Raw genomic sequence first — 23,662 nt, 5'->3', positions numbered from 1 at the left:
TAATTTATTTTCATCACACATATGGTTTAGAGGATAATAGCTCAAAGGAGGGGAAATCATTGAAGATTGGTTTTATCGGCACAGGAAATATGGGTACGATCCTTATAGAGTCATTTATTGAATCAAAAGCAGCCGATCCCTCAAACATAACAATCACAAACCGCACAATTGAAAAAGCGTTACACATAAAGAACCGCTACAACAGCATAAACGTAACAGAAAGCCTGGAAAAGCTTGTTTCTGAAAACGAGATGATTTTTATTTGTGTTAAGCCGCTTGATATATATCCTTTACTAGCAAGAGCGGCGCCTTATTTAAGAAAGGACCATATTCTCATTTCAATTACAAGCCCGGTTCAAACTCAACAACTCGAGCAATATGTACCATGTCAAGTGGCGCGAGTAATTCCCAGTATTACAAACAGAGCGCTGGCAGGCGTTTCTCTCGTCACTTTCGGCACAAGCTGCGGAGAATTTGCAAAAACGAAAATCAATGAGCTCATGAAGCATATCTCTCATCCGCTGCAAATTGAAAGTGACATCACGAGGGTGGCATCAGATATCGTAAGCTGCGGCCCCGCTTTTATGAGCTATCTGATTCAGCGGTTTATAGATGCGGCCGTTTCGGAAACATCAGTGTCCAAACAGGATGCTATTCTGATGTGTAAGGAAATGCTTGTCGGAATGGGAAAACTGCTAGAAACCGAATTGTATACCCTGCCCGCGTTACAGGAAAAGGTTTGTGTTAAAGGCGGTGTGACAGGAGAAGGCATTAAAGCGCTGGAAAGCGGTGTGCAGGATATGTTTCACCGGGTATTCCAAAATACTCATATGAAGTACGAGGAGGATATTTCCGCAGTGAAGAAGCAGTTTCATGTGTAGACGAGTATGTCATAATTTTGTCTGCACTGCAAAAGCATAAAAAAGCATTTTAAAAAACCATCGTCTTAGGAAACGATGGTTTTTGATTTCTGCGCCTTGAAAAATAGGCGTTCTGATTGTGTTGTTGGTTCTGAATCTGTAAAATCAGCTGTCACGCCGTGCAGCTGAAAGCCGCAGTTCCTCAGCATTTCTTCATATTCATCCACCGGGAACGTTCTTTGCTCGTGCGTCTCATCAAAACGGTCATACGCTTCTCCGTTCCGCACAAAAAACGACATATCATGAATGACAGAAAGCTCTTCACTTCCGGCAAAGCTCTGCCAAATATAGCTGATATCTTCATCCTGGTCAGCAAATGTGCTATCCGGAAAGACTTCACTGACTTTATAAGATGAATGAACATCAAATAGCAACATGCCTTCAGGTTTCAACACCCGAAATACACTTTTGAAGGTTTCGATCACATCATTTTTCGTTTTTAAATAATTTAATGAGTCACAGCATATCACAACAGCGTCAAACTGGCCGTCAAAGCCGGTAATCTCTCTCATATCCTGCTGAAGAAAAAGAATCGGCTGGTTACTGGAGACCTTTTGCTGGGCGTAAGCAAGCATTTCCTCACTGAGGTCGATCCCCGTGACCTCGAAGCCTTTTTCGGCAAGCCGGACTGAGATTTCCCCTGTGCCGCATGCCAGATCGAGGATACGGCCTTTTTCCGGGAGAGCTGCTTCAATCCACTTTGTCCATTGATCGTAAGGTGCGTGCGACATTAACTCGTCATACACGCTTGCAAAGCCTTGGTAAATCATTGGTTCATTCCAAGCTCAAGATCTGCGAGCGGAGCGTCCCCCCACAGTTTTTCCAGATTGTAGTAGCTTCTTTCATCCTTGTGGAAGACATGCACAATCACATCGCCAAGGTCAACGAGCACCCATCTTGCTTCATCGAAGCCTTCCATCTTTTTGATTTGAATGCCGTTTTCTTCAGCCTGATCCTTGATTTCACGGGCAATCGCCTGCACCTGTTTATCTGAATTCCCGTGGCAGATCAGAAAATAATCAGCAACCAGAGATATGCCTTCCATATCCAGTGCTAAAATATCCTCTGCCCGTTTATCATCACAAGCCGCAGCTGCGATCTTTAAAATGGACTTTTGGTTCATTCACAAATTCCTCCTGTTCAGTTGCCGGACACAAGCCAGTTATACGTTGAAAATGTGTCTGGAAAAACCGGTTGATTTTTTTTCATAAGAAACATCATTGTATTTTTAATGGATTGAATCAGCGCTTGATTCAAATCTGTCTCGGCAAGTTTACGCACCTCATCGACACCGGGAAATGCCCGGTTTGGTTCAATGTAATCGGCAACGTAAATCACTTTTTCTAAAAGTGTCATGCCAGGCCGTCCAGAGGTATGATACCTGATGGCGTCAAGAATGTCTTCATCTTGAATCCCCGCTTCTCTTTGGACCAAATAAGCGCCGACCGGAGCGTGCCACAGCTCCGGATTATGATCCAATAAATGCGAAGGCATTTTTTCTCGCGCAATAATTTGTTTCATTTCTTCTTTCGGGCGGAATTTGGCATAATCATGAAAGATAGCCGCTGTTTCCGCTTTTTTAGGGTTGGCTCCAAAACGCTCCGCAAGTTCGATCGCCGTGTTCATCACACCAATCGTGTGGATATATCGGTGTTCGGTCAATTGCTGCTTAACGCAGGCAAGTGCCTCCTCACGATTCATATAAACCATTCTCCTCTACATACTTCTTCACTTTATCAGGGATTAAGTAGTCAGTGGGTTTCTTGCTTTTAAACCGTTCCCTTATCATAGTTGATGATACCTCAAATTCCGGAACGTCTGCAAAGAGAAGCGGATAAGGGGTTTCAACATGAAAACCGGGGCGCTTTACTCCAATAAATTGAATGAGGTTCAGCAACTCGTCCAGCTTATACCATTTCGGCAAATATTCAATCATATCAGCACCGATAATAAAGAACAGCTGATCATTCGGATAACGCTGGTTCAGTAAAGAAACAGTATCAAACGTATAGGAAGGCCCTTCTCTTTCCATTTCAGCCAACTCCAGCTTAAAGGACGGATTAGACTGAATCGCAAGCTTCAGCATTTCCACACGATGAAAGCTGTCCGTATAGTTTTCTTTCTGTTTATGCGGCGGAATTTGATTGGGCATAAACCAAATTTCATCAAGCCCCGCCTGAAACAGCACCTCATTCGCCATTAAGAGGTGGCCGTTATGCGGAGGGTCAAACGTGCCTCCGAAAATACCGATTTTCTTCATTTCAACCACCTTTAAGGAAGCTCGATTTGTTTATTTTCCTTTGATTCCTTATATAACACAATCGTATTGCCGATTGTCTGCACCAATTGAGAGCGGCTTCCTTTTACAAGAGCTTCCGCAACATCGTTTTTATCCTCTTCACAATTCTGAAGAACGCTGACTTTAATCAGCTCTCTCGCTTCAAGCGCCTCAGCAATTTGTTTAATCATGTTGTCGTTTACTCCGCCTTTGCCTACTTGAAAAATCGGCGTTAAATGATGCGCTTTTGAACGTAAAAAACGTTTTTGTTTACCTGTTAACATTCTGTTCCTCCTAATTTTCCTATAACAATTGATCTCATTTTTTCAATATCAGGCTCTTGTCCAGTCCACAATTGGAAAGACAATGCTGCCTGTTCTACAAACATGCCCACTCCATCTAGTGTTTTCAGGCCTTTTTGGTTTGCTTCTTTTAAAAGAGCCGTCTGAATTGGATTATACACGATATCGCATACGACGGCACTGCTTTGTGCACACTGCAATGAAAGCGGCACATCTTCCACGTTCGGATACATGCCCACAGACGTTGTATGGATGATCACATCATACTGCTCAAGCCGCTCTTCTGCTTCTTTTATGCTTAACACTTCTTTATTTTGAAATGAGGGAGTGGATTCTGTAAGCTGCTTTGCTTTTTCCAACGTCCGGTTGCAAATGTCAAACTTTATCGGAACATTGCGGGCAATTGCTGTGAAAATGGCTCTTGCCGCTCCGCCCGCGCCGATCATTAAGAATGACAGTTCAGAGATGGGCTTGTCCAGTACCTTCATTAATGACTTCACAAAGCCTTCCCCATCGGTATTGTATCCGACAAGCTTGTCTCCCTCTCTTCTCACCGTATTTACGGCACCGATCACTTTTGCACTATCATCAATATGATCCAGGTAATCCATAATGGAAACCTTATGCGGAACAGTCACATTGATTCCTTGTACGCCAAGTGCTCTTATTCCTTTTACCGCATCTTCCAGATCATTCTCTTCTACCTTGAAAGCATGGTAATGTCCGTCTAGACCGAGATCTTTCAATGATGCGTTATGAATATCAGGTGACATGGAATGGCCAATCGGATTTCCGATAACTCCGTACAGCTTTTTCATGCTCCTCTCCCCTTTTCATTAAATTAATGAGCGCCGAACAAATACGTGAACGCCTTTTGGCGCGTAAGCAGTTACTTTTTTATCGGCGTCATGCACTGTTACCCAGCCTAACCCTGAGAAAACGATATCTGTCTTATTGTCTTTTATCGTAAACGTATGGGCGACCAATTCCGGAAACTCATCCATTTCATCTTTTCCCGGAGGTGTGAGCAATTCCCCTGCATGCTTTTCATAAAGCGCGTCTGCATTTTCCAGTTTTGTCCTATGAATCATCAGCTCATTCGGCATATAGCAAATAAAAGGAGCCCTTTCTCCGGACACATAATCGAACCTTGCAAGCCCGCCGAAATACAGTGTTTGCTGATCGTTAAGCTGGAATGTGCGAGGTTTCAGCTCCTTTTTAGGAGATAGTATTTTAAGATCCTTTTTATTGACATAATGCGCCATTTGATGATGGTTGATTATGCCCGGTGTATCATAAAGCGCTGAGCCGTCGTCCAGCGGGATTTCAATTGCATCAAGAGTTGTGCCAGGAAATTGGGATGTCGTAATAATATCTTCTTCACCTGATACTTCTTTAATAATCCGGTTAATAAAGGTTGACTTCCCTACATTTGTACACCCGACAACATAGACATCTTTATCGTTGCGGTAATACTCAATCGCATCAATTACTTCTCTGATCCCCTGGCCGCGTCCCGCACTGACCAAAAATACGTCAACCGGTTTTAAGCCAAGCTCTTTCGCTTCACGCTTCATCCACTGGATCAGACGTTCTCTTTTCAGTGACTTAGGCAAAATATCAGCTTTATTGCCAATCAATAAGATAGGGTTTCCCCCCACCAAACGCTGCAGCCCATTGATCCAGCTGCCGTTAAAATCAAAAATATCAACAATTTTAACAACTAGAGAATCGGTTTCCCCAATACCGTGAAGAATGTTTAAGAAATCATCATCCGTTAAGGAAACATCTTGTATTTCATTATAGTTTTTCAGTCTGAAGCAGCGCTGGCAAATCACATTTTCTTTCGTGAGCGATGCAGGCGGCGCGTATCCCAGACCTGTTTTGTCCTCGGTTTGGATTGTCACTCCGCAGCCGATACAAACAACCTTTTCCATTTCTTACTCCTCCCACTGAATGTGCCCTTTTCGTTTGAGAGCACTCAGTATTCTGCGTTCGACCTGGCGGTTAAAGCGCGTAATAAACCCGTCAGAGGAAGCAACAGGCACGACCAAAATCGTATGGTAGCCGTTTCGATTTCCCCCGAGCACATCGGTCATGAGCTGATCTCCGATGACCACGCAGTCCTCTTTTTTCAGCTCCATATTGCGCACAGCTCTGTTAAAAGCTTTGCCCATTGGTTTTCTTGCTTTGTAGATGAATGGGATTCCAAGCGGCTCTGAGAAAAGTTTTACTCTTCTTTCATTATTATTAGAGACAATCGTCACTTTAATGCCGTGGTCCTTCATTTCTTCAAACCACTCGATCAAACGCGGCGTCGCGTTCGGCCTGTCCCACTCAACAAGCGTATTATCCAGATCAGTAATAATTCCTTTTACATTTCGTTCCTTTAATTTCTCAGGCGTAATATGAAAAATATTTTTCACGAACTCGTCAGGTAAAAAAAACTTTTTTAACAAAACCCGCACCCTTCCCTTTTCTCTTTAAAATGATTGTCGAAAAAAATCGAACTTGTGCCTAAAGAAAAACTGAGCAAAAAAATTTCGACAAAAATTGGGTTTCTTCACCAGTTGTGGATAAAATTACACACACTATCCACTCTTATTACATCACTCTTTAGACAAATTATAAACACGATACTCACAGGTTATCCACTTTCTGGTGTGGATAACAGAACGATTGTTCTTATATGCATTTCATGGTAGATTAAAGATAACTTCAGCCTCAGATGTGCGCAACGTATCAATGTATGCGTTAAAATCATGAATGATTCCAACTTTTAAGGAGGTGCCACTCCCATTAATTGGGTTCCTAGCATGAGAAAACTGTCTGATGAATTACTAATAGAATCTTATTTCAAAGCCACCGAAATGAATTTAAACCGTGACTTTATCGAGTTAATTGAAAACGAAATAAAAAGAAGATCGCTCGGACATATTATTTCCGTATCTTCTTAATAGGAACTTGTCTATTTTTTCCGGGCGTATTTCCTTTTTTTACTCAGATGACTGATATTATATCACTTCGGTTGCGCGCTTTACTACTGTTTTCAGCAAAAAACACCCCTAAAAAGAGGTGTTTTCAAGGGACGGTAACTATGCTAACCAATATATGCCGCCCACAACCAGGAGAACAACAACTAAAACAACGATAAAAGCGTATCCATATGCTCTGCCTGCGCCATACATTGAAGCGCCTCCTTACATAAGGTTTATAACAGCCTATGTAGGAGAAATAAAACGGCTTAGGCCGTTGTCCGGCTCAGTACTTCAAAACCTGCCCATCTTGTATTCCTTCATATACAATCCTTGCCCCTTTAGGTGTCATATGATTGCCTGAAGGATCTATCAGACCGGATTGGATAAGCGCTTCATCAGTTGCTTTTCCGCCGTCTGCTTCTATAAAATGCTTCCAGTTATCTACAAGAGGGACATCTAGGCGCTCCGACACATCTCTTGTAATATCGTTGTATGAATTGTGCCATTTTCTCGCCCCGCCCTTCGGTTCAAAAGCAGCTGCTTTATATCTCGAATAGTAAAACAGATGGTGCTTCCCGTTTCCTTCTATAATTGGGATACATGTCATTAGGATTGGTTTGATCCCGTCTTCTCTGCTTTCTTTAATAAAATAAACGAGATTTTCTCTAAAACGCTGCTTCGATACTCTCGGTTTCCCCTCAGTCAGTATCGCGGCGTCATTTGTGCCGAACATAATAAACAAATACTTCGGTTTTTGATCAAGCACATCTGTCTGAAACCGCAGACGTGCATCCTCTGTTGTCTGTCCGCCAATTCCCGCATTGAGTATATCAAGCTTTCCGCGTTCAGCCGTTTTTAACATATTAACCCACTGCTGTGCTTTTGGATAATCGCGGTAGTCCCAATTAGAGCCTCTCGTATTGCTGTCACCAAATGCTACAACGTCTTCGTATCCCTTACCCTCGCATCCTGCTGTAACGGACAGCAGAAGGAAAAGGATAAAAAAATGCTTCATCTTTACACCCCCAAAAGCCTCACCTTAATGTTATACCTCTGTTCCCTTTCGTTCAATGAAGAGTTTTCTTGTTATTACTTTTTTTTCCTATTGTTAACGTGTCCCCCTTAGTGAAAATCATGCTGCTTTCATTGCGGCATAGGTTGATTCCTTAAAATTCCCTTCTTCTCAATCGAAAAAACACACAAACCATAGAGAAGAAAATAATCTGCATCCGCATTAGAAACAGGTTATCCCTTGCCCTGTGTTCACTTTAACTTCGATTTAAGCTTGGCCTTTGTTTTTGGTCCATAGATGCCGTCTGCAGTTAATCCGTTCATAAGCTGAAAACGCTTGACGGCAGCGGGTAAGATGAACTCTTTTGGAGGTGTATCGGAGAAAGAAATTCTGTTTATAAAAGAACTCCAGTGCTCCAAGAGCTTGCCCGGACAGTCCTTCCCGGACCATTTTTTGTGGGGAACGACATGTTTCAGCGGAATATTGTTTTCTTTCATTAGTTTTCGGATCAGCCACTGGGCATTTGCTGTTGCTTTTTCAAAATCGGCGTCAGCATTTTCGCAGATTTCAATCCCGATTGAATTGCGGTTCCCTGTCCCGTTTGTGCCGTCACCCGCATGCCAGCCATTTTCATCTATCGGAAGATGCTGATAAATGACTGAATCATCAACTGTAAAATGCCAGCTGACAGATGTGCTTCGGTTTGTCACATAATTGGCGTGCATTTTCGCATCAGCGCCTTTGGCGGTATTCGCTGTATTATGATATGAACCGTAATATAAGCAGGAGTCATCGCATAGCCCGGACGATTATCGTTCGATGCCGGAATAAAATCCTTTTTTTATCGTGACCATTTCTATCCCTCCCTGCTATTAAAGAATGCAGAAAACATAGGGATGGGCTGCCTATTTTACAAGATTAAAAAGAATTGTGTTCTAAATCCAAATATCAATTTTAGTTGAATCGCTGAACTGACACCAGTTATACTAACGTAGATGACGGAGGTTTTGGCTCCTGACATCACCTTAGTTGGGAGTGACCATAAACATGTTAAAAAAGATACTAGGTATCATCGTGATTATAACTGTCATTGCAGTCGGTTTTTTTCAGAAAGAAGCTTGGCTTGAGGCGATCAAAGCAGGAGGGATGTTTTCTGTTTTATTCAGTATGCTGCTGATTGCTGCCGATGTTTTTTTCCCCATTGTGCCGTTTGCTTTGGTTGCCGCTTTAAACGGCGCTGTGTTCGGAATCGCAAATGGGATCTGGATTACACTGACCGGCTCAATGCTTGGTACAATCATGCTGTTTTTTCTCGCCAGATACAGCTTTAGAGATTGGGCCAGAAAAAAAGTTCAGGCCTATCCGGCTATCCAAAGCTACGAGGCTTCCTTCAACAAAAATGCTTTTACCGCTGTTTTATTAGGAAGACTCATCCCCGTCATCCCTTCTCTTGTCATGAACGTGATATGCGGGCTGAGTCAGGTTCGCTGGCATGTTTTTTTCTTCGCGTCTCTCATAGGGAAAATCCCGAATATTGTCGTTGTTACCATTGCAGGTGCTAATTTTTCCAGCGACAAATTACTGTCTTTCAGCATTTACGGAGCCTACATTCTGATCATCATGATGATCATTTATAAAAAGTTCCCTCATCTGCTGAACGTGCAAAAAAAATAAGGAGGCGTGTTCGTCCCCTTACTTTTTTTCTGTCGCATGGCCTCCGAATTCATTTCGAAGCGCAGCGACGACCTTTCCTGTAAACGTATCATCTGTTAAAGAACGGTATCTCATCAGCAGCGACATGGCAATCACCGGAGTTGCTGTCTGCAGATCAAGCGCTGTTTCCACCGTCCACTTTCCTTCACCTGAGGAATGCATGATGCCTTTGATCTGATCCAGCCTCGCATCTTTAGAGAAAGCTCGCTCAGTCAGCCCCATAAGCCAAGAGCGAATGACAGAGCCGTTATTCCATACTCTGGCAACCTTTTCGTAGTCAAAATCAAATTGGCTGTTTTCAAGCACTTCGAATCCTTCACCAATCGCGGCCATCATTCCGTACTCAATGCCATTATGAATCATTTTCAAGAAATGTCCGCTTCCCGCCTCACCAGCGTAAAGATATCCGTTTTCGACGGCAGTATCCCGAAACAGCGGCTCTGCAATCTCCCATGCTTCAGGGTCTCCTCCTATCATAAAACAGGCGCCATGGCGCGCGCCTTCCATTCCGCCCGACGTTCCGGCATCGAGATAATGGATACCCGCTTCTTTCATTTGATTGTGGCGGCGAATCGATTCTTTATAATGAGAGTTTCCGGCTTCAATAACAATATCGCCTTTGCTTAATAAAGGCGCCACATCACGCAAAACAGCATCGACAACGCCATGCGGCACCATAACCCATAGTATACGCGGCGTGTCTAATGAAGAAATCAACTCTTTTAGATTCGTTGTCCCCTCAGCCCCATAGGCTTTCAGTTCATCAACAGCCGCTTGATTCACATCATACCCGACAGCTTGATGTTTGCGGTCAATGAATTGCTTTCCTATGTTTATGCCCATTTTTCCTAACCCGATTAATCCAATTTTCATGTCAGTTCCTCCTGAGTGTTTAAAAAGCCTTTACTCTTTATGTTCCCTGTGAACTGTAATGAGATACGTATAAAAACAAATGAGGCCAAAAAGGATTTTACCGTTCCCTCATCCTTTGTGATTTGTATGTTCTTTAGCATCAGCTTTTCTTTTTCCGAAACAGCTTAAGCAGTTTGACTTTCAGCTGCGTGCTTCGCCGAGACGACTGCGAATTCGGATGCGTGTCTTGTGTACCCTGGGCGCTATTGTTTCCAGCTGTTCTAGGCCCATTTTTTGAGCTTTTCTTTTATATCAAAAAAACATCAATTGATCCTTGATTTACCATGTTTTTAAGTTAAAATATGGGAAGAGAATACGATTTTTTCAAATAAAGAAGGTGACATATTGCAGAATCAATCTCACACTTTTGTTGGAGTTACGAAAACTGCTGTTTATTTTTTATACGCTGCACTTGCAATCATCGGCTTTGCGATCGGGTATTTTATCCCGCAGTTTGCAAAATGGACATTATCCCTCCCGTGGATTCCTTTTGAAGGACCGCTCCGGCTGGTCACCTCTTTTCAAGGATCACCAGCTGCATTTATCACTGCGCTGCTTGGCGTGTCTGCAGGAATTTGGTTCGCTCATTCTGTTATTGCAATGCTGCTGTCTGTCAAAATTACAAATGACACAGTGGAATTAATAAAAGGAAAGAAAGTGCAAACGATTCGTTCCGACAGCATTGCTCTTGTGTTTATCGACCACAAACGGCTTGTCCTCCTAGGAACAGCCGGATATGAATTGGCACGGGAAGAAATTGATGAAAAACCAGTGAATGTCGAGAAGGCCTTTAGAAAGCACAATTACGAATGGGCAGCAGAAGGTGATCCGTTTAAAGATCAATTTCGCCGGTGGATACCTGATGCACCAGACCTCTCGCCAGGCGCCCATGCTCTATTGAAAGCTCGTCACAAAGCGCTGAAAGACGAGGAAAAAGACGATGTTGAAGAATTTCGTCTCGAACTTGCACAGATGGGCATCGTTGTTCGAGACGAAGGCATACGTCAGTATTGGCGAAAAGCAGAAACCTATCCTCCGAGAATCCAGCAAAGCGAAGGATCGTAACAACTGAGGCTCAGGAAAGAGCCTCTTCTTTATTACTGCACAATAAACAGCACTCTGGTGCCGTCAGGATAACCGCTCATTTGATTCCCAACCCACGAGCCGGCCCCGCGCGCGCCGCCCTCCTCACAAACCGCCATCGGCCACTCATCCCGGTCATAGCCCGGCTTCGTCGGAATTCCTTTTAATGATTCCTGCCGCCTTTTGTCCGCACCATCCCTATCGATGGTGCAAATATCAGAATGTCCCTCTGCAATCGCATCTCTAATATGATCCCCTGTTTCCGGATAACGAGACAGCGGAAAAGTCAACACTTTGTCATACAAAGAAGCGCCTTGGATCTGCTGCGGAACCATAAAACAAAGAAGAACTGCTGCAGCAAGAAACAGGCCTGCCATCCACTTTTTCATTCCCATCCCCCCATACATTATTTGTTCATTTCAATGTATGGGAGCCTGATTAAAATTATTTTTAAAATTTGAAGTTCGTATGCTGCTCACAAAAGCCAAGCTCCCCCGCGAGAAATTTCCCGGTACAGACACAGACAGCCTCCCGCCTACATACATTTACATATAGGCTTTAGCCTACATACTTTTGTGGAGGTGACGATGGTGACAGGTGTTTTCGCAGCGCTCGGCTTTGTTGTTAAAGAGCTTGTCTTTTTAGTATCTTACGTGAAAAACAATGCCTTTCCACAACCGCTCTCAAGCAGCGAGGAAAAAAAATACTTAGAGCTCATGGCTAAAGGGGATGAACATGCCAGGAACATGCTGATTGAGCATAATCTTCGCTTGGTCGCCCATATTGTGAAAAAATTCGAAAATACAGGTGAGGATGCAGAGGACTTAATCTCCATCGGAACAATCGGGCTGATCAAAGGAATTGAAAGCTATTCCGCCGGAAAAGGGACAAAGCTGGCGACGTATGCCGCGCGGTGTATTGAAAACGAAATCCTCATGCATTTGCGCGCATTGAAAAAAACAAAAAAAGACGTCTCCCTTCATGATCCGATCGGGCAGGATAAAGAAGGGAATGAAATAAGCCTGATCGACGTTTTGAAATCAGAAAATGAAGACGTGATTGATACGATCCAGCTTAATATGGAGCTTGAAAAAGTGAAGCAATACATTGACATTTTAGATGATCGTGAGAAGGAAGTGATTGTCGGGCGGTTTGGGCTTGATTTGAAGAAGGAAAAAACGCAACGGGAGATTGCCAAAGAACTTGGTATTTCGCGCAGCTATGTGTCGCGGATTGAAAAGCGGGCGCTGATGAAGATGTTTCATGAATTTTACCGGGCGGAGAAGGAAAAGCGGAAGAAGGCGAAGGGGAAATAATGTAGAAGAGGCCGGATCTCATATTCCGGCTTTCTCTATTTTACTAAAGTTTCTTAAAAGAAATAGAGAAAGAATATATCCTATATCCAAAGAGTTATGAACATCATTTTTGTTATCACTGATAATCTCTCCAGAAAACCCTTCATCTGCATACTTCAGCACATCCTTAGTCCCTGCTTTCTTTATACAGGCCTCGATCTGGCTGTCGATACTCGATCCCTTGATCGCTTGTTCCTCGGTCGATACCCTTACATATATTGCTATCACCCTGGATCTCCTTCCTATAAAGTTTTATTAAATAATGATAGCAATCGTTAATGCATTTGTCAGCTTGCGGTCCCTCGATGATTATTACCTTTATAAAATGCCTCACACCTTGGGTAATGCTATGTAATAACTGTTTGTCCTAATGAGGTGATTTTCAATGAGTATGAAAACATTATAAAAAACCGATAGTTTGAAACCATCGGTTTTTATTGACATTTACTAATGCCTAAGTCCCCAATAAAGAGTTTTCTTTTATAACTAGGCATATAACATGCCACTGGTGACATTTCTGTTAGAGCAACCGCCTGTCTCAATTTCACCCCAACATTTTTTATAAGAAACAATTAAAATGGCTAATTCTCCATGTTCTATAATTACTGATACAGGACTCCGGCTTTCTGAAGTTTTTCTATGATCTAATCTAGCTTTTTATCTTTACCATTTCTTAATCAGCAGAACTCGCGGTTTGTAACACTTTATTATTGCCTTTCAAAATCCTTTACATAAATGATCTCAACTTTTTGACTGCTTTCTTCATATTCCCCTTAAAAATTAATAATCACTTTCCCTTTTGGTCGTCCATTTGCGACTAGTTTTAGCGCTTCATTTACGTTTTCTATGGTAAATCGTGTTGGATGAATTGCTGGAACAATGTTGTTTTCTTCAATGATTTTGGTAATCTCTTTAAGTTGGGCGCCGTCAGAACGAACGAAGATAAAATGGTATTCCACGTTTTGTTTCTTGGCTTTGCGGTCATAATTTGCACCAGCAAGGGAAAATAGAATTTTTTTCCACGATGGGAAATTTCGGTCTTTTCCGAAACGTTTATTTGGTCCTGTACGGAGAGAGAGCAATCTTCCCCCTGGTTTGATGATACTCAATTCACTGTCAAACTCTTTAGGACCCAGTGTATCAATCACGTAATCCACATCAGACAACAAGTCAACATAGTTTTCTGTTGAATAATCCAAATATTGATCGGCACCCATTTCCAAAGTGCGTTCGCGCGCTTCTGAGCTGCCACTAACAATGACATTTAGGCCCATTGCCTTTGCGATTGGTACAGCCATTTGACCAAAACTGCCTGATCCACCTGGAATGAAAACAGATTTACCTGACTGTGCCTCAAGTTCTTCATGCAGGCCTTGATACGCTGTAAGTCCAGCCAGTGGTGCAGCAGCCGCTTCCACGTAAGACAAATTTTTTGGCATGGGTGCAATTGCGGCAGCGTCAATTGCGGCATATTCCGCAAAAGCACCAATTTTTTCTAGCGGGAGACGTGTATAGATGGCATCTCCTACGCGGAAGTTCGTTACATTTTTTCCTACTTTTTCAACAACACCTGTCAATTCATTACCAAGCGTTAATGGGAATTCATAATCTTGAATCAGTTTCACGCTACCTGTGATAATCAACATTTCGAGCGGATTGACCGCTGCAGCTTTGACCTTTACCAAGACTTCGTTTTCATCGATTTCTGGAATTGGAATGTCATTGACTTTGGCATGGATATTTTTTGAATACTTGGTGATCTGAGCTGCTTTTATGAGTGTTTTCATTTTTTTCATTAGCATCCTTCCATTGAGATTATTACAGCCGGTGTTCCCGCACTCCATCCGTGGAACAGACGTTAAAGTTCATCAGCCCATAGCGTCCGAATGCAGTATACGCCTGCCAGTAAAGCACAATTCATGCGTCAAGCATTTTTCAGTTGTATGCCATTTTTAAGCAAAAACTACTTTTTATTCCCTCTTTTTCTGTACAAAAATAGAGAGTCACTTCCAGTTCCAAACTGTTTGTGGACCTTGATATTTGCCATATAAGTTATGCTTATCCTTTCTGAGATTCTCATTCTTTCACGTAGGATAAGTAACCTTGACCATCGTCAGGAGGTTGTGTACCTTCACTAATAAGTAATCCCATAGATGCTCTTTAAGCATATTAAAGGGAACTTAGTTCTCCTGATGTACCATCTTCTTGCGCACTGCTACGTGTCATTGGTGCCATCGCCAAACGATTATGTTACCATACTAGTATTGGATAGATCGGCTTTCTCAAATTGAATTCATAGTTTTCATCTACAACCCCCACCACTTCATCTTTGTAATAAACCTCCATCATAAAACCTGCCATTTGCTTAGCTGTGTGGTACATAGGGAGATTTGCTTTGTAATCAAACTCTTTCTTATCATTTGCATGTTTTGCGAATTCTGTTTCCGTCATTGCTGGTGCTAAAACTTTTGCCTTCATTTTCGCACCTTTCAGTTCAAGTTCTTTTGCAAGCCCTTCGGTGAAGGCACTAACATAATATTTAGAAGCAGAATAAGCAACACTGCCAACAGCAATTACATATCCAAGTGCTGAGGATACGTTAATTAATTGAGTTCCCTCTACATCAGCATAATCTCTTACAAATAGTGTAGAAAGGATTGTCAAGGATTCTATGTTAACGCGTAACATGGTTTCTACTTTATCTAAATTCTGATCTATGACAGAAGAGGTTTCACCAAGCCCGGCATTATTAATCCAAGTCTCAATTTGATACTCCTTTAAACTGTTATACAGTGTATATGCCTGATCTGTGACAGATAGGTCACTTGTACGAATAATAACATCTAAATCAGGATTTAGATTCTGAATGGTTGATTTAAGTTCTTCTAATTTATCTAATCTTCTAGCTACAATAATTAAGTTTTTGCCACGAGCAGCAAATGCTAATGCTGTCTCATATCCTATACCTGAGCTTGCTCCTGTAATAACTGTGTACTTCATATTATTCTCTCCTTAAAAATATTTTCAGATTGGTGTTAATTAATTCAAATAACAAGATATATCTCAATCTAGTGTTGCCAAAATCAAATCGATAATGGTTTCTAATTCTTTTTTATCATTTGTTGTTTTTGCGAATACTCGTATTCCTACGAGTGAATTATAAATAAATTGAGAAAGCCCTTTGATATCATAGTGTTTAGAAATTTCTCCTTGTTCTTGACCATGTTTCAGCAGATCAAATAAAAAAGTTTCCGTCTTTATAACAGTCTCTGTAACTTTTTTATTAAACGATTTATTCCATTACGAGATCTTGGCTAGGATGGCAGATCATAATCAACTGCCACTCACCCTCAATTAGGTCAATGCCCTGTTCTTTGCTGTGTGGATCTGACCATACGGGTCACCATTTTGCGCGGCATCAACCGCGGAAGGAATGCCATGAACCGGTTGCGAGCACCTGGCATTATGAACGTCTTGCCGCGTAAGAAGCCTCGGTACCCTTCCTCAGCCACCTGCCCGGCCTCCATGATAGCACCACTCTGGAACAACTTCGATTCACCAATACCCGAACGATCAACGAAGCCGGTTGACGTCAGTCCCGGACATAGTGCCGTCACAGTCACCCCTGTGCCGCTCAGCTCGTTCTCCAAAGCCTCGGTAAACGACAGCACGTACGCCTTCGTTGCGTAGTAAACCGACATCATAGGTCCCGGGAAAAAAGCCACCAACGAAGCCACATTCATCACGCCTCCTTGGCCCCGTTTGACCATATCTGGCAAGAACAGTTTCGTCATAACAGTCAGAGCCTTGATATTGACGTCAATCATATTCGTCTCTTGTTCTAACTGCGTCTCCAAGAATGTCCCGTACAAACCGAAGCCGGCATTATTGACAAGATAGTCGACGACGATCCCCTTCTCCTTGAGCTCCGCAAAAATCTCCTCCGGCACGCCGGGTGACGCCACATCCTTGGCGATGACCGTCGCTTGACTGCCATATCTTTTCCGATATTCCTTCGCTAGCTCCAAAAGCTTACCCTCGCTACGCGCCACCAGCACCAAATTATATCCTCCCTTGGCGAAACGATCCGCCAACTCTTTGCCAATTCCACCCGATACCCCGGTGATAAGAACAGTTTTTTTCATTTGACAGCACACCTCCATTTTTAGTTTGAACTTTTAAAACGTTTTACAGCGTTTCTTACTGCGAGTTGTTACTATGGATGTATGTTATCCATAATTCAAATTTTTGTATCAAGAGGATTTATACTTGCCGCATATATCTCAACTAAGACCTCGCCATTATTTATTTTGGGCTTAGGGAAGTAAAAAATTTGTTTTTTTACCGTAGTTTTCAATCGCTAAAGCTTTCGTTACAATCCTCCACATTTTTATTTAACGCACATGTATCTTTTCCTAACGAACCTAAGAAAAAAGAATATGAATATCCCTTCCCTAGATGGGATATTCATATTAAATAAATTATTTTAAGAAAGGATAATCTGTATAACCTTCTTTTCCTCCTGCATAGAGCGTGTTTTGATCAGGTTCGTTTAGGGGAGCACCTGATTTAATCCGTTCTGCAAAGTCTGGATTAGCTAGTACCCAAGTGCCTACTGTGACAACATCTGCAAGATTATTATCTACATCAGACGAAAGTTGATCTAGAGGACGACCTGGACGGTTAACAAGAAGTGCTTGATCCCAAAGTTGACGCACATCTTTTAGGAATTGCTCGTTTCCAAAGTGCATTAAATGCAGATATGCAAGGTTAAGCTTATTTAATTCACTTATTAAATAGCGATACATCTCAAGGCTATTTTCCCCTTCATCAATGCCTTGCAGTGTTCCTTGAGGAGAAAAACGGATGCCTGTTCTTTCTGCTCCTATTTCATCAACAACTGCTTTAGCTACTTCAATAGCGAATCGAGAACGCCCCTCAATCGTACCACCGTATGCATCTTGGCGATGATTGGAGTTTTCACTAAGGAATTGCTGGATCAGATAACCATTCGCTCCGTGAATTTCAACTCCGTCTGCACCAGCTTCAATTGCTGAACGAGCTGCTAAACGAAACTCATTGATAACATCTTTTATCTCAAGCTCACTCAGTTCTCTTGGTGTTGGAATTTCTTTCATTCCTTCTGCCGTGAAAATTTCTACACCAGGTGCAATAGCTGACGGTGCAACTGCTTGGCGGTGGTGAGGGGTGTTATCAGGGTGTGATACACGTCCCACATGCATAAGCTGAATAAAAATATGACCGCCTTCACTATGAACTTTAGAAGTTACTTTTTTCCACCCTCTAATATGATTTTCTGTATAAATACCAGGTGTATTCGTGTAACCTTGCCCATCATCTGAAGGTTGGGTTCCTTCACTTATAATTAAACCGACTGAAGCACGCTGACCATAGTACTCTGCTACTAAACCGCTCGGCGTACCATCTGGTAAAGCTCTATTTCTAGTCATCGGAGCCATACCTATACGATTTTTTAAGTCAATGTTTCCAATACGAACTTTTTCAAATAATCTGCTCATATGAATACTCCTTTTTAATAAGAATTAGAATCAAGAAATAAATTTACGTGTTCTGCAAATAGTTCTGGAAATTGAAACAGATGCCCGTGACCAGAATCAGGATATATAATCAGCTGAGCTTTGGGTAATTTCTCTGCTAAGATGTAACTGTTTTTAGTCGGTACCATTACATCATTAACACCATTAGTAACAAGTACAGGGTGTTTGATGTTTTGTAACCATTCATAATCATGATTAGATTTTTGTTTAGCCCATTTTGCAATGGCTTGTAATTGTGCCTCTTTTACTTGTTCTGAACTGTTTACTTTTTTCTGATTAAAAATTCTTTGTAGTGAAGCCATTCCTGCAGATTTACTTGTTTCGGTTTGTGCGTAGAAAAAGAACATAAAATCATTTATTCCATCTTCCTCCGTTCCGCCGTGACGATTCATTCTTTCAAAAATCTCTGGATTTGGATTAATACCAGATTCAGGCGAAGTACCTGCCATAATAATTTTTCTTACTAATTCTCCTTCTTGTAAAGCTAGCTCTTGTGCAACCATACCACCAATGGAAAAACCAAGAATGTCAACTTGTTCTAATCCAAGAGCTTTTATAAATGTTGCTGTATCTTTTGCCATATCAGCAATTGTAGTAGGCGTTAGTCCATCTGTCTCACCAACCCCTTTATTGTCAAATAAGATTACTGGGCGTTTATTTGCAATAGGTTCAAGCATGTCTGGATCCCAGTTTTCCATCGTTCCTCTAAAGTGAACAAGAAATACTAGTGGTATACCATCTTGTGTACCAAATTTTCTATATGCGTAACGAGTTCCATCTGCTTCAATAAATTCTGATACTGATGGTATTTTAAAGTTTGTCATTTTTGTGTTCCTCCTTAGAAATTAAAAAACGATTTTATAAGTATGCATTATGATGGTTTGTTTCATGCTGATTTTAGAACGAACGTTCTAAATAGGGTAAAAAAAAGAAAGCTAGTCCAACACTGAAAGTGCTAGAGTAATGATGCCTTCTAATTCTTTTTTACTGTAATTAGTTTTTATTAGTACTCTTATACCTACCAAATTGTTGTGTAAGAAACGAGATATGTTATCAGAATCGATTTCTTTTGATATCTCTCCACTAGTTTGGCCCCGTTTTATAAGGTTATTAAACATATCTTCAGTACGGTTAAACATTTTTGTAACTATGCGTCCAATTTCTTTGTCCAACAAAGATAATTCAATGGCTGCATTTACTGATAGACAACCTTTTGGGTATTGTTCCATGGAATTCAGTACGAAAATAAAAACATCACGTATCGCCTGTTTAATGGATGAAGTGCTGCTAATTATGCTTTCCATCTCATTGACGATGAGCTCTTCATAGTGATTAAGGGAAGCTAAAAACAATGAACGCTTGTCACCAAATGTGTCATATATACTCCTGCGGTGTATCCCCATATGATTTACCAAATCTTGCATGGATGTTTTTTCATAACCCTGTTCCCAGAAAAGCTCCATTGCTTTTCTTAATACTGCTTTTTCGTCAAACTCTTTACTTCTAGCCATTTTTTTCTCCTTAAAAAAATCAATGAATCAATACTAACAAAAACAAACGTCATAATCCATTGTAGAATGAACATTCTCAAATTAACACATGAATTTCAAACCATGATTAAATAATACCCTTTTTAGAACGATAAGTAAAGAATTATAAATTTAATCATCAATATATTTGCTCCACATGTTGGATTTGGTCTTTTCCAACGGGAACAAAATCAGACTAAAACAGGAGAATATCAGCAGCCATTAAAATGAGATAGTATATAACCTCATGTTCACACCGGCATCCACATCTAATCCTTCTTCTTTGTTCTTGTCTACTTTTGCTTTGTATGCACGAGCCCTATTTATTAAACCTTTCGGTTTATAGAAGATAAAATCCAACTGGTCAACCGACTTCACTTGACTGACATCCGCAGCAATGCCTATTAAATTAGGGTTATCTTTGATTGCTTGGTCAATATTTTATTTCGAGTGACTAGTGACAATCGCCGTGTTGCTCATTTCAAGAATCTTTTTCGCATATGCATAGCCTATACCTGACGTCCCGCCCCTCACTAAAATCTTTGTCAATTTTATGTTGTTGTTTCTCACTCTTGTATAATCAGAAGAATCTTTCCTTGAGCTTTCCCTTTTGCGATTTTGGCAATAGCTTCGTTCACTTGCCGAAAAGCAAATGTCGAATCAATGGTTGGTTTGATGCCCGCTTCATCAATCCACTGGGTGATGTTTTTTAGTTGTTTGCCATTGGGCTGAACATATAAGAAATCATACGTTTTCTGTTGAAGATGTGCCGCTATATCAAACGGCATGCCGATCACACCGAAAAGAAGCCTCTGCAACGTTGAAAATCCGCCATGTTGAATTGCAAAACGTGCATTTGGACCAGCATTCAATGACAATAATTTTCCGCCAGGTTTTAAAACACGTAATTCATTCCTGAACTCACTTGCACCACGAGTATCAATCACGTAATCGAAATCTTTCAGCACCTCAACATAATCTTGCTTCTGATAGTCGATGAACTGGTCAGCACCAATGGATAGCGCTAAATGACGAGCTGATTCACTACCACTGACAGCTACAAAAAGCTTCTTTGATTTCGCAAACGGAATGGCAATCTGCCCAAATCCGCCTGTTCCACCAGGAATGAACAGTTTTGTGCCAGGTTTCACGTTCAGTACATCGAAGGCTTGAACAACAGTCAGAGCCGATAATGGAATGGCAGCCCCTTCTTCAAAAGTAAGATGTTTTGGCATTTTCGCAACGATATTTGCATCAGCCACAACATATTCTACAAAGGCACCCATTGTATCTAGTGGCATTAGCGCATATACTCTGTCGCCCTTATTAAAGTCTGTCACCGCTTCACCAACCGATTCAATCACACCTGAAAGTTCATTTCCGAGTGTCAACGGGAAATCATAGTGGTCAAAAACGCGCACCTTTCCAGTAATCGCCAATATAAGATGTGGGTCAACGCCCGCCACATTTGTTTTGATTAACACTTGATGTTTGTTTATTCTTGGAATAGGCACATCGTTGATGTGAGCTTCTAGCTTTTTCGAGTAGCTGTGTATTTGGACTGCTTTCATCATGTCCCCCTTAAAAATTAATAATCACTTTCCCTTTCGGTCGTCCATTTGCGACTAGTTCTAGCGCTTCATTTACGTTGTCTATGGTAAATAGTGTTGGATAAATCTCTGGAACAATGTTGTTTTCTTCAATGATTTTGGTAATCTTTTTAAGTTTGTGCGCCGTCAGAACGAAGATAAAATGGTATTCCACGTCGTGTTTTTTGGCTTTGTGGTCATACTTTGCGCCAGCAAGGGAAAATAGCTTTTGTTTCCACAATAGAAAATTTTTGTCTTTTCCGAAACGTTTATTTGGTCCTGTACGGAGAGACAAATAATTTTCGTATAGCCTACTGAACCGTTAATTCTGTTTTCACATCCTTACTCCCATTACTTCTACATAGTGACTTAAGGCCGCATAAATAAAGTATGTTTGTCGCCAAATGTATCATAGATACTTCAGCGGGGAACGCCCATATGGTCCACCAAGTCTTGCGTGGATGTTTTTTCATAACCCTGTTCCCAGAAAAGCCCCTTTGCTTTTCTTAATGCTTTTTTTCATCAAATTCTTTATTTCTAGCCATGTAATCCCTCCTTAGAACGTATTGCCTCTTATTTCTGAGAAAGGATTGACAACTTTAAATCATTCATCCCTCTCTCAATATATTCTATACCAATTGAAGAATGATCATTCTCATTTGAGTAGCAAAACAGTTAGATCTAACGAGTTTCAAGTATATCAAATTTAAGAACGATATCGGTAGAGAATTTAGAATTAATCATGTGTTTTATATGGCTATGTGTGGCTATTACCTGAATTTTAATGAATATCGCTCCATCTTATTTCTACTCAAATCAGTTCTGTAATGTCATTGATGCCAAGTCATTGCACTCCTACAAGGGAGTTTAATAACTCTAAAGCAAAAAACAATAAAGAAAATATAGATGGTATCTTCTATCTTAGAAAAAGCCTCTCAACATAGTAGTGTAATAAAAAAGTTATTGCGGTCTCACCGAAAATTTAAATTGCGGTGCCCTATTGCCTTTTTCTGCGAACACAAACTTGTTAATATTTACATTACTTGTAGAGTTAAGGGAAGGGTGAATATCTTGATATCAATCACATCAGCTGAAGTGGGAATGAAAATTAATGAATGGCATAGGCATATTCAAAAATTCAACGTTACTGATGCTGAAATGTTAAAAGCTGAAATAGAACGTGATATAGAGGTTATGGAAGAAGATCAAGACTTGCTTATTTATTATCAATTGATGGCCTTTCGCCATAAGATCATGCTGGAGTATACGCTGCCATCTGATGAAAACCGAATGAAACTTTCAGAATATTTAAAGAAAATCGAAGGCCATAAGAAAAAACTAGATAATATGCGAGCTTATTATTATAACTTCTTCCGTGGGATGTATGAGTTTAGAAACGGTGAATATACAAAGGCTATTACATATTATAAAAAAGCTGAACGTAAAATTCCTTCGATCTCCGACAAGATTGAAAAAGCAGAGTTTTATTTTAAGTTATCCGAAGTCTATTATCATATGAAAATGACTCACATCTCAATGCACTATGCTGAACTTTCATACAATATCTATAAGAAACACGAGCTTTATTCTGTTCGGCGTATTCAATGTCATTTTGTGATTGCCGGCAACTACGATGACCTTGAAAATCATGAAAAAGCTCTCCCCCACCTTCAAGAAGCTTTAAAAGGTGCCGAGCTGCTTAAAAGTAAAAATACTCACATCTATGCCACTGCATTTTTCAATCTCGGCAACTGCTATCACAAAATGGACAACTTAAATAAGGCTGCACGTTACATCGAACAAGCCTTGGTTCAATACAGAAAAATAAACTCTGACGTACTTCCGCAAGCTTATCATGACCTAGCGTTGATTTATTTTAAACAAGGGAAAAAAGAACAAGCAATGGATTGCTTCCGCAAAGGAATCAGAAGTGCTGTAGATTTTAAAGACGAACTTTTTATGAACTTATTTGAAGCATTAGACGTTCTTTATATAAGAAATGGCGATACACCTAAACTCCTCAATATTTTTTCTCGTTTAGAGAACGGCAAAGGATACCCTTATCTGGAAGAGCTGGCATTGTTAGGAGGCAACCTTTTCGATTATAATGGAAAAATAGAGGATAGTATCATCTGTTTCAAGAAGATGGTATATGCTCAAAAGCAAATATCGAAAGGGGAATGCATGTATGAAATCTAAATTGTTTATCAGTTTATCCGCCGTTTTAATTGGACTTGCCTTTTTCGGATCTATGTCTAATGGCGAAATGAAGGAAGCATCCCGGAATGTAACTCTAGCACCTACTCATGAATTCCTTGTTTGATTCGATAAACAACATTAGTTCTGATTCCCTTTAGCCGTTTCATAACGGCTTTTTCTTATTTTAGCCATCAAAAAACTCTCTCCCCGCTA

General features: G+C 40.9%; 25 protein-coding genes and 7 pseudogenes. 7 read left to right on the top strand and 25 right to left on the bottom strand.

What is annotated here, in order from left to right:
- Positions 1–59: 59 nt before the first annotated feature.
- Positions 60–881, top strand: coding sequence for a late competence protein ComER (gene comER / locus JMN17_RS02000; RefSeq protein WP_087990781.1), 822 nt, complete (start codon positions 60–62; stop codon positions 879–881).
- 65 nt (positions 882–946) lie between these two features.
- Here the strand turns inward: comER and JMN17_RS01995 are convergent, their stop codons facing one another.
- The 8 genes from JMN17_RS01995 to JMN17_RS01960 are packed head-to-tail and all read right to left on the bottom strand — an operon-like array spanning position 947 to position 5,959.
- The gene (locus JMN17_RS01995; protein ID WP_087990782.1) at positions 947–1,690 is read right to left on the bottom strand and encodes a class I SAM-dependent DNA methyltransferase; all 744 of its coding nucleotides are present in this window, start codon (positions 1,688–1,690) and stop codon (positions 947–949) included.
- Entirely contained in the window at positions 1,687–2,043 is a 357-nt protein-coding gene (gene rsfS, locus JMN17_RS01990) for a ribosome silencing factor (RefSeq protein WP_019258939.1), read from the bottom strand. The genes JMN17_RS01995 and rsfS overlap by 4 nt, the downstream gene beginning before the upstream one ends.
- Before the next feature lie 17 nt (positions 2,044–2,060).
- Positions 2,061–2,621 (bottom strand): bis(5'-nucleosyl)-tetraphosphatase (symmetrical) YqeK, encoded by a 561-nt coding sequence (gene yqeK, locus JMN17_RS01985; protein WP_087990783.1) that lies wholly within the window; start codon positions 2,619–2,621, stop codon positions 2,061–2,063.
- Positions 2,611–3,180, bottom strand: a complete 570-nt coding sequence (locus tag JMN17_RS01980) for a nicotinate-nucleotide adenylyltransferase (protein ID WP_087990784.1) — start codon at positions 3,178–3,180, stop codon at positions 2,611–2,613. The genes yqeK and JMN17_RS01980 overlap by 11 nt, the downstream gene beginning before the upstream one ends.
- Positions 3,181–3,191: 11 nt before the next feature.
- Positions 3,192–3,482: a ribosome assembly RNA-binding protein YhbY gene (gene yhbY / locus JMN17_RS01975; RefSeq protein WP_003226133.1), complete on the bottom strand. Its 291-nt coding sequence runs from the start codon at positions 3,480–3,482 to the stop codon at positions 3,192–3,194.
- Positions 3,476–4,318 (bottom strand): shikimate dehydrogenase, encoded by an 843-nt coding sequence (gene aroE / locus JMN17_RS01970; RefSeq protein ID WP_202327125.1) that lies wholly within the window; start codon positions 4,316–4,318, stop codon positions 3,476–3,478. Before aroE ends, yhbY begins: the two co-directional genes overlap by 7 nt.
- Positions 4,319–4,336: 18 nt before the next feature.
- A complete protein-coding gene (gene yqeH, locus JMN17_RS01965) occupies positions 4,337–5,437 on the bottom strand; it encodes a ribosome biogenesis GTPase YqeH (RefSeq protein ID WP_087990786.1) in 1,101 nt (366 codons plus the stop codon).
- Between the two features lie 3 nt (positions 5,438–5,440).
- Positions 5,441–5,959: a YqeG family HAD IIIA-type phosphatase gene (locus JMN17_RS01960; protein ID WP_087990787.1), complete on the bottom strand. Its 519-nt coding sequence runs from the start codon at positions 5,957–5,959 to the stop codon at positions 5,441–5,443.
- Positions 5,960–6,316: 357 nt separating this feature from the next.
- Between JMN17_RS01960 and JMN17_RS01955 the strand changes: the two genes are divergently transcribed.
- A complete protein-coding gene (locus tag JMN17_RS01955) occupies positions 6,317–6,457 on the top strand; it encodes a sporulation histidine kinase inhibitor Sda (RefSeq protein ID WP_003226124.1) in 141 nt (46 codons plus the stop codon).
- Positions 6,458–6,761: 304 nt separating this feature from the next.
- Here the strand turns inward: JMN17_RS01955 and JMN17_RS01950 are convergent, their stop codons facing one another.
- The 3 genes and pseudogenes from JMN17_RS01950 to JMN17_RS01945 form a co-directional block, all read right to left on the bottom strand.
- On the bottom strand, positions 6,762–7,493 hold the full coding sequence (locus tag JMN17_RS01950) for an SGNH/GDSL hydrolase family protein (RefSeq protein ID WP_087990788.1): 732 nt from the start codon (positions 7,491–7,493) through the stop codon (positions 6,762–6,764).
- A 248-nt stretch (positions 7,494–7,741) separates the two neighbouring features.
- A pseudogene (locus tag JMN17_RS22055) lies at positions 7,742–7,837 on the bottom strand (peptidoglycan-binding domain-containing protein); the annotation flags it as partial.
- 12 nt (positions 7,838–7,849) lie between these two features.
- Positions 7,850–8,283, bottom strand: a pseudogene (locus JMN17_RS01945) (peptidoglycan recognition protein family protein); the annotation flags it as partial.
- Positions 8,284–8,537: 254 nt separating this feature from the next.
- Here JMN17_RS01945 and JMN17_RS01940 point away from each other — a divergent pair.
- A complete protein-coding gene (locus JMN17_RS01940) occupies positions 8,538–9,164 on the top strand; it encodes a TVP38/TMEM64 family protein (protein WP_087990789.1) in 627 nt (208 codons plus the stop codon).
- An 18-nt stretch (positions 9,165–9,182) separates the two neighbouring features.
- On the opposite strand, the gene gnd is transcribed toward JMN17_RS01940, so the two are convergent.
- The gene (gnd, locus tag JMN17_RS01935) at positions 9,183–10,076 is read right to left on the bottom strand and encodes a phosphogluconate dehydrogenase (NAD(+)-dependent, decarboxylating) (RefSeq protein WP_202327124.1); all 894 of its coding nucleotides are present in this window, start codon (positions 10,074–10,076) and stop codon (positions 9,183–9,185) included.
- A 381-nt stretch (positions 10,077–10,457) separates the two neighbouring features.
- On the opposite strand from gnd, the gene JMN17_RS01930 reads away from it, so the two are divergent.
- Positions 10,458–11,180, top strand: coding sequence for a YqeB family protein (locus JMN17_RS01930; RefSeq protein ID WP_087990791.1), 723 nt, complete (start codon positions 10,458–10,460; stop codon positions 11,178–11,180).
- Positions 11,181–11,212: 32 nt separating this feature from the next.
- Here the strand turns inward: JMN17_RS01930 and JMN17_RS01925 are convergent, their stop codons facing one another.
- Positions 11,213–11,587 carry a sporulation protein gene (locus JMN17_RS01925; RefSeq protein WP_202327123.1) on the bottom strand — a complete coding sequence of 125 codons (375 nt, stop codon included), beginning with the start codon at positions 11,585–11,587 and terminating at the stop codon, positions 11,213–11,215.
- 198 nt (positions 11,588–11,785) lie between these two features.
- Between JMN17_RS01925 and sigK the strand changes: the two genes are divergently transcribed.
- Complete coding sequence (gene sigK / locus JMN17_RS01920) at positions 11,786–12,514, top strand: RNA polymerase sporulation sigma factor SigK (protein ID WP_013308023.1); 729 nt, start codon at positions 11,786–11,788, stop codon at positions 12,512–12,514.
- A gap of 120 nt (positions 12,515–12,634) precedes the next feature.
- Here sigK and JMN17_RS01915 read toward each other — a convergent pair.
- From JMN17_RS01915 to JMN17_RS21615, 12 genes and pseudogenes are all read right to left on the bottom strand, one after another.
- Positions 12,635–12,739 (bottom strand): annotated as a pseudogene (locus JMN17_RS01915) (recombinase family protein); the annotation flags it as partial.
- Positions 12,697–12,875: pseudogene (locus tag JMN17_RS21980) on the bottom strand (hypothetical protein). The pseudogenes JMN17_RS01915 and JMN17_RS21980, both read right to left, overlap by 43 nt.
- Before the next feature lie 451 nt (positions 12,876–13,326).
- On the bottom strand, positions 13,327–14,340 hold the full coding sequence (locus JMN17_RS01910) for an NADP-dependent oxidoreductase (protein WP_087990821.1): 1,014 nt from the start codon (positions 14,338–14,340) through the stop codon (positions 13,327–13,329).
- 463 nt (positions 14,341–14,803) lie between these two features.
- Complete coding sequence (locus tag JMN17_RS01905) at positions 14,804–15,553, bottom strand: SDR family NAD(P)-dependent oxidoreductase (RefSeq protein WP_087990793.1); 750 nt, start codon at positions 15,551–15,553, stop codon at positions 14,804–14,806.
- 359 nt (positions 15,554–15,912) lie between these two features.
- Positions 15,913–16,698, bottom strand: coding sequence for an SDR family NAD(P)-dependent oxidoreductase (locus JMN17_RS01900; RefSeq protein ID WP_087990794.1), 786 nt, complete (start codon positions 16,696–16,698; stop codon positions 15,913–15,915).
- A 336-nt stretch (positions 16,699–17,034) separates the two neighbouring features.
- A complete protein-coding gene (locus tag JMN17_RS01895; protein WP_087990795.1) occupies positions 17,035–18,093 on the bottom strand; it encodes an alkene reductase in 1,059 nt (352 codons plus the stop codon).
- Positions 18,094–18,107: 14 nt separating this feature from the next.
- Positions 18,108–18,956, bottom strand: a complete 849-nt coding sequence (locus tag JMN17_RS01890; RefSeq protein ID WP_087990796.1) for an alpha/beta fold hydrolase — start codon at positions 18,954–18,956, stop codon at positions 18,108–18,110.
- Between the two features lie 111 nt (positions 18,957–19,067).
- Positions 19,068–19,643: a TetR/AcrR family transcriptional regulator gene (locus tag JMN17_RS01885; RefSeq protein ID WP_087993865.1), complete on the bottom strand. Its 576-nt coding sequence runs from the start codon at positions 19,641–19,643 to the stop codon at positions 19,068–19,070.
- A 217-nt stretch (positions 19,644–19,860) separates the two neighbouring features.
- Positions 19,861–20,003, bottom strand: a pseudogene (locus JMN17_RS01880) (tryptophan--tRNA ligase); the annotation flags it as partial.
- Between the two features lie 224 nt (positions 20,004–20,227).
- On the bottom strand, positions 20,228–21,232 hold the full coding sequence (locus JMN17_RS01875) for an NADP-dependent oxidoreductase (protein ID WP_202327122.1): 1,005 nt from the start codon (positions 21,230–21,232) through the stop codon (positions 20,228–20,230).
- A gap of 10 nt (positions 21,233–21,242) precedes the next feature.
- Positions 21,243–21,545: pseudogene (locus tag JMN17_RS01870) on the bottom strand (zinc-binding dehydrogenase); the annotation flags it as partial.
- Positions 21,546–21,673: 128 nt separating this feature from the next.
- A pseudogene (locus JMN17_RS21615) lies at positions 21,674–21,795 on the bottom strand (TetR family transcriptional regulator); the annotation flags it as partial.
- A gap of 526 nt (positions 21,796–22,321) precedes the next feature.
- On the opposite strand from JMN17_RS21615, the gene rapE reads away from it, so the two are divergent.
- Positions 22,322–23,449, top strand: a complete 1,128-nt coding sequence (rapE, locus tag JMN17_RS01860) for a response regulator aspartate phosphatase RapE (protein ID WP_087993863.1) — start codon at positions 22,322–22,324, stop codon at positions 23,447–23,449.
- Positions 23,439–23,573 (top strand): phosphatase RapE inhibitor PhrE, encoded by a 135-nt coding sequence (phrE, locus tag JMN17_RS01855; RefSeq protein WP_014114495.1) that lies wholly within the window; start codon positions 23,439–23,441, stop codon positions 23,571–23,573. The genes rapE and phrE overlap by 11 nt, the downstream gene beginning before the upstream one ends.
- The last annotated feature ends 89 nt before the right edge of the window (positions 23,574–23,662 follow it).

It is taken from the genome of Bacillus sp. RHFS10 (assembly GCF_016757475.1).
Lineage (GTDB): Bacteria > Bacillota > Bacilli > Bacillales > Bacillaceae > Bacillus > Bacillus subtilis_G.
This window is presented reverse-complemented; position numbering and strand designations above follow the sequence as displayed.

Coding starts and splice junctions, on each gene's coding strand:
- JMN17_RS01995 (WP_087990782.1), bottom strand. CDS start 1,690: ATGATTTACCAAGGCTTTGCAAGCGTGTATGACGAGTTAATGTCGCAC.
- JMN17_RS01895 (WP_087990795.1), bottom strand. CDS start 18,093: ATGAGCAGATTATTTGAAAAAGTTCGTATTGGAAACATTGACTTAAAA.
- JMN17_RS01875 (WP_202327122.1), bottom strand. CDS start 21,232: ATGAAAGCAGTCCAAATACACAGCTACTCGAAAAAGCTAGAAGCTCAC.
- JMN17_RS01910 (WP_087990821.1), bottom strand. CDS start 14,340: ATGAAAACACTCATAAAAGCAGCTCAGATCACCAAGTATTCAAAAAAT.
- sigK (WP_013308023.1), top strand. CDS start 11,786: ATGGTGACAGGTGTTTTCGCAGCGCTCGGCTTTGTTGTTAAAGAGCTT.
- JMN17_RS01900 (WP_087990794.1), bottom strand. CDS start 16,698: ATGAAAAAAACTGTTCTTATCACCGGGGTATCGGGTGGAATTGGCAAA.
- JMN17_RS01925 (WP_202327123.1), bottom strand. CDS start 11,587: ATGAAAAAGTGGATGGCAGGCCTGTTTCTTGCTGCAGCAGTTCTTCTT.
- yqeK (WP_087990783.1), bottom strand. CDS start 2,621: ATGAATCGTGAGGAGGCACTTGCCTGCGTTAAGCAGCAATTGACCGAA.
- JMN17_RS01955 (WP_003226124.1), top strand. CDS start 6,317: ATGAGAAAACTGTCTGATGAATTACTAATAGAATCTTATTTCAAAGCC.
- phrE (WP_014114495.1), top strand. CDS start 23,439: ATGAAATCTAAATTGTTTATCAGTTTATCCGCCGTTTTAATTGGACTT.
- JMN17_RS01940 (WP_087990789.1), top strand. CDS start 8,538: ATGTTAAAAAAGATACTAGGTATCATCGTGATTATAACTGTCATTGCA.
- JMN17_RS01890 (WP_087990796.1), bottom strand. CDS start 18,956: ATGACAAACTTTAAAATACCATCAGTATCAGAATTTATTGAAGCAGAT.
- aroE (WP_202327125.1), bottom strand. CDS start 4,318: ATGAAAAAGCTGTACGGAGTTATCGGAAATCCGATTGGCCATTCCATG.
- JMN17_RS01885 (WP_087993865.1), bottom strand. CDS start 19,643: ATGGCTAGAAGTAAAGAGTTTGACGAAAAAGCAGTATTAAGAAAAGCA.
- yqeH (WP_087990786.1), bottom strand. CDS start 5,437: ATGGAAAAGGTTGTTTGTATCGGCTGCGGAGTGACAATCCAAACCGAG.
- JMN17_RS01950 (WP_087990788.1), bottom strand. CDS start 7,493: ATGAAGCATTTTTTTATCCTTTTCCTTCTGCTGTCCGTTACAGCAGGA.
- JMN17_RS01980 (WP_087990784.1), bottom strand. CDS start 3,180: ATGAAGAAAATCGGTATTTTCGGAGGCACGTTTGACCCTCCGCATAAC.
- JMN17_RS01905 (WP_087990793.1), bottom strand. CDS start 15,553: ATGAAGTACACAGTTATTACAGGAGCAAGCTCAGGTATAGGATATGAG.
- gnd (WP_202327124.1), bottom strand. CDS start 10,076: ATGAAAATTGGATTAATCGGGTTAGGAAAAATGGGCATAAACATAGGA.
- yhbY (WP_003226133.1), bottom strand. CDS start 3,482: ATGTTAACAGGTAAACAAAAACGTTTTTTACGTTCAAAAGCGCATCAT.
- rsfS (WP_019258939.1), bottom strand. CDS start 2,043: ATGAACCAAAAGTCCATTTTAAAGATCGCAGCTGCGGCTTGTGATGAT.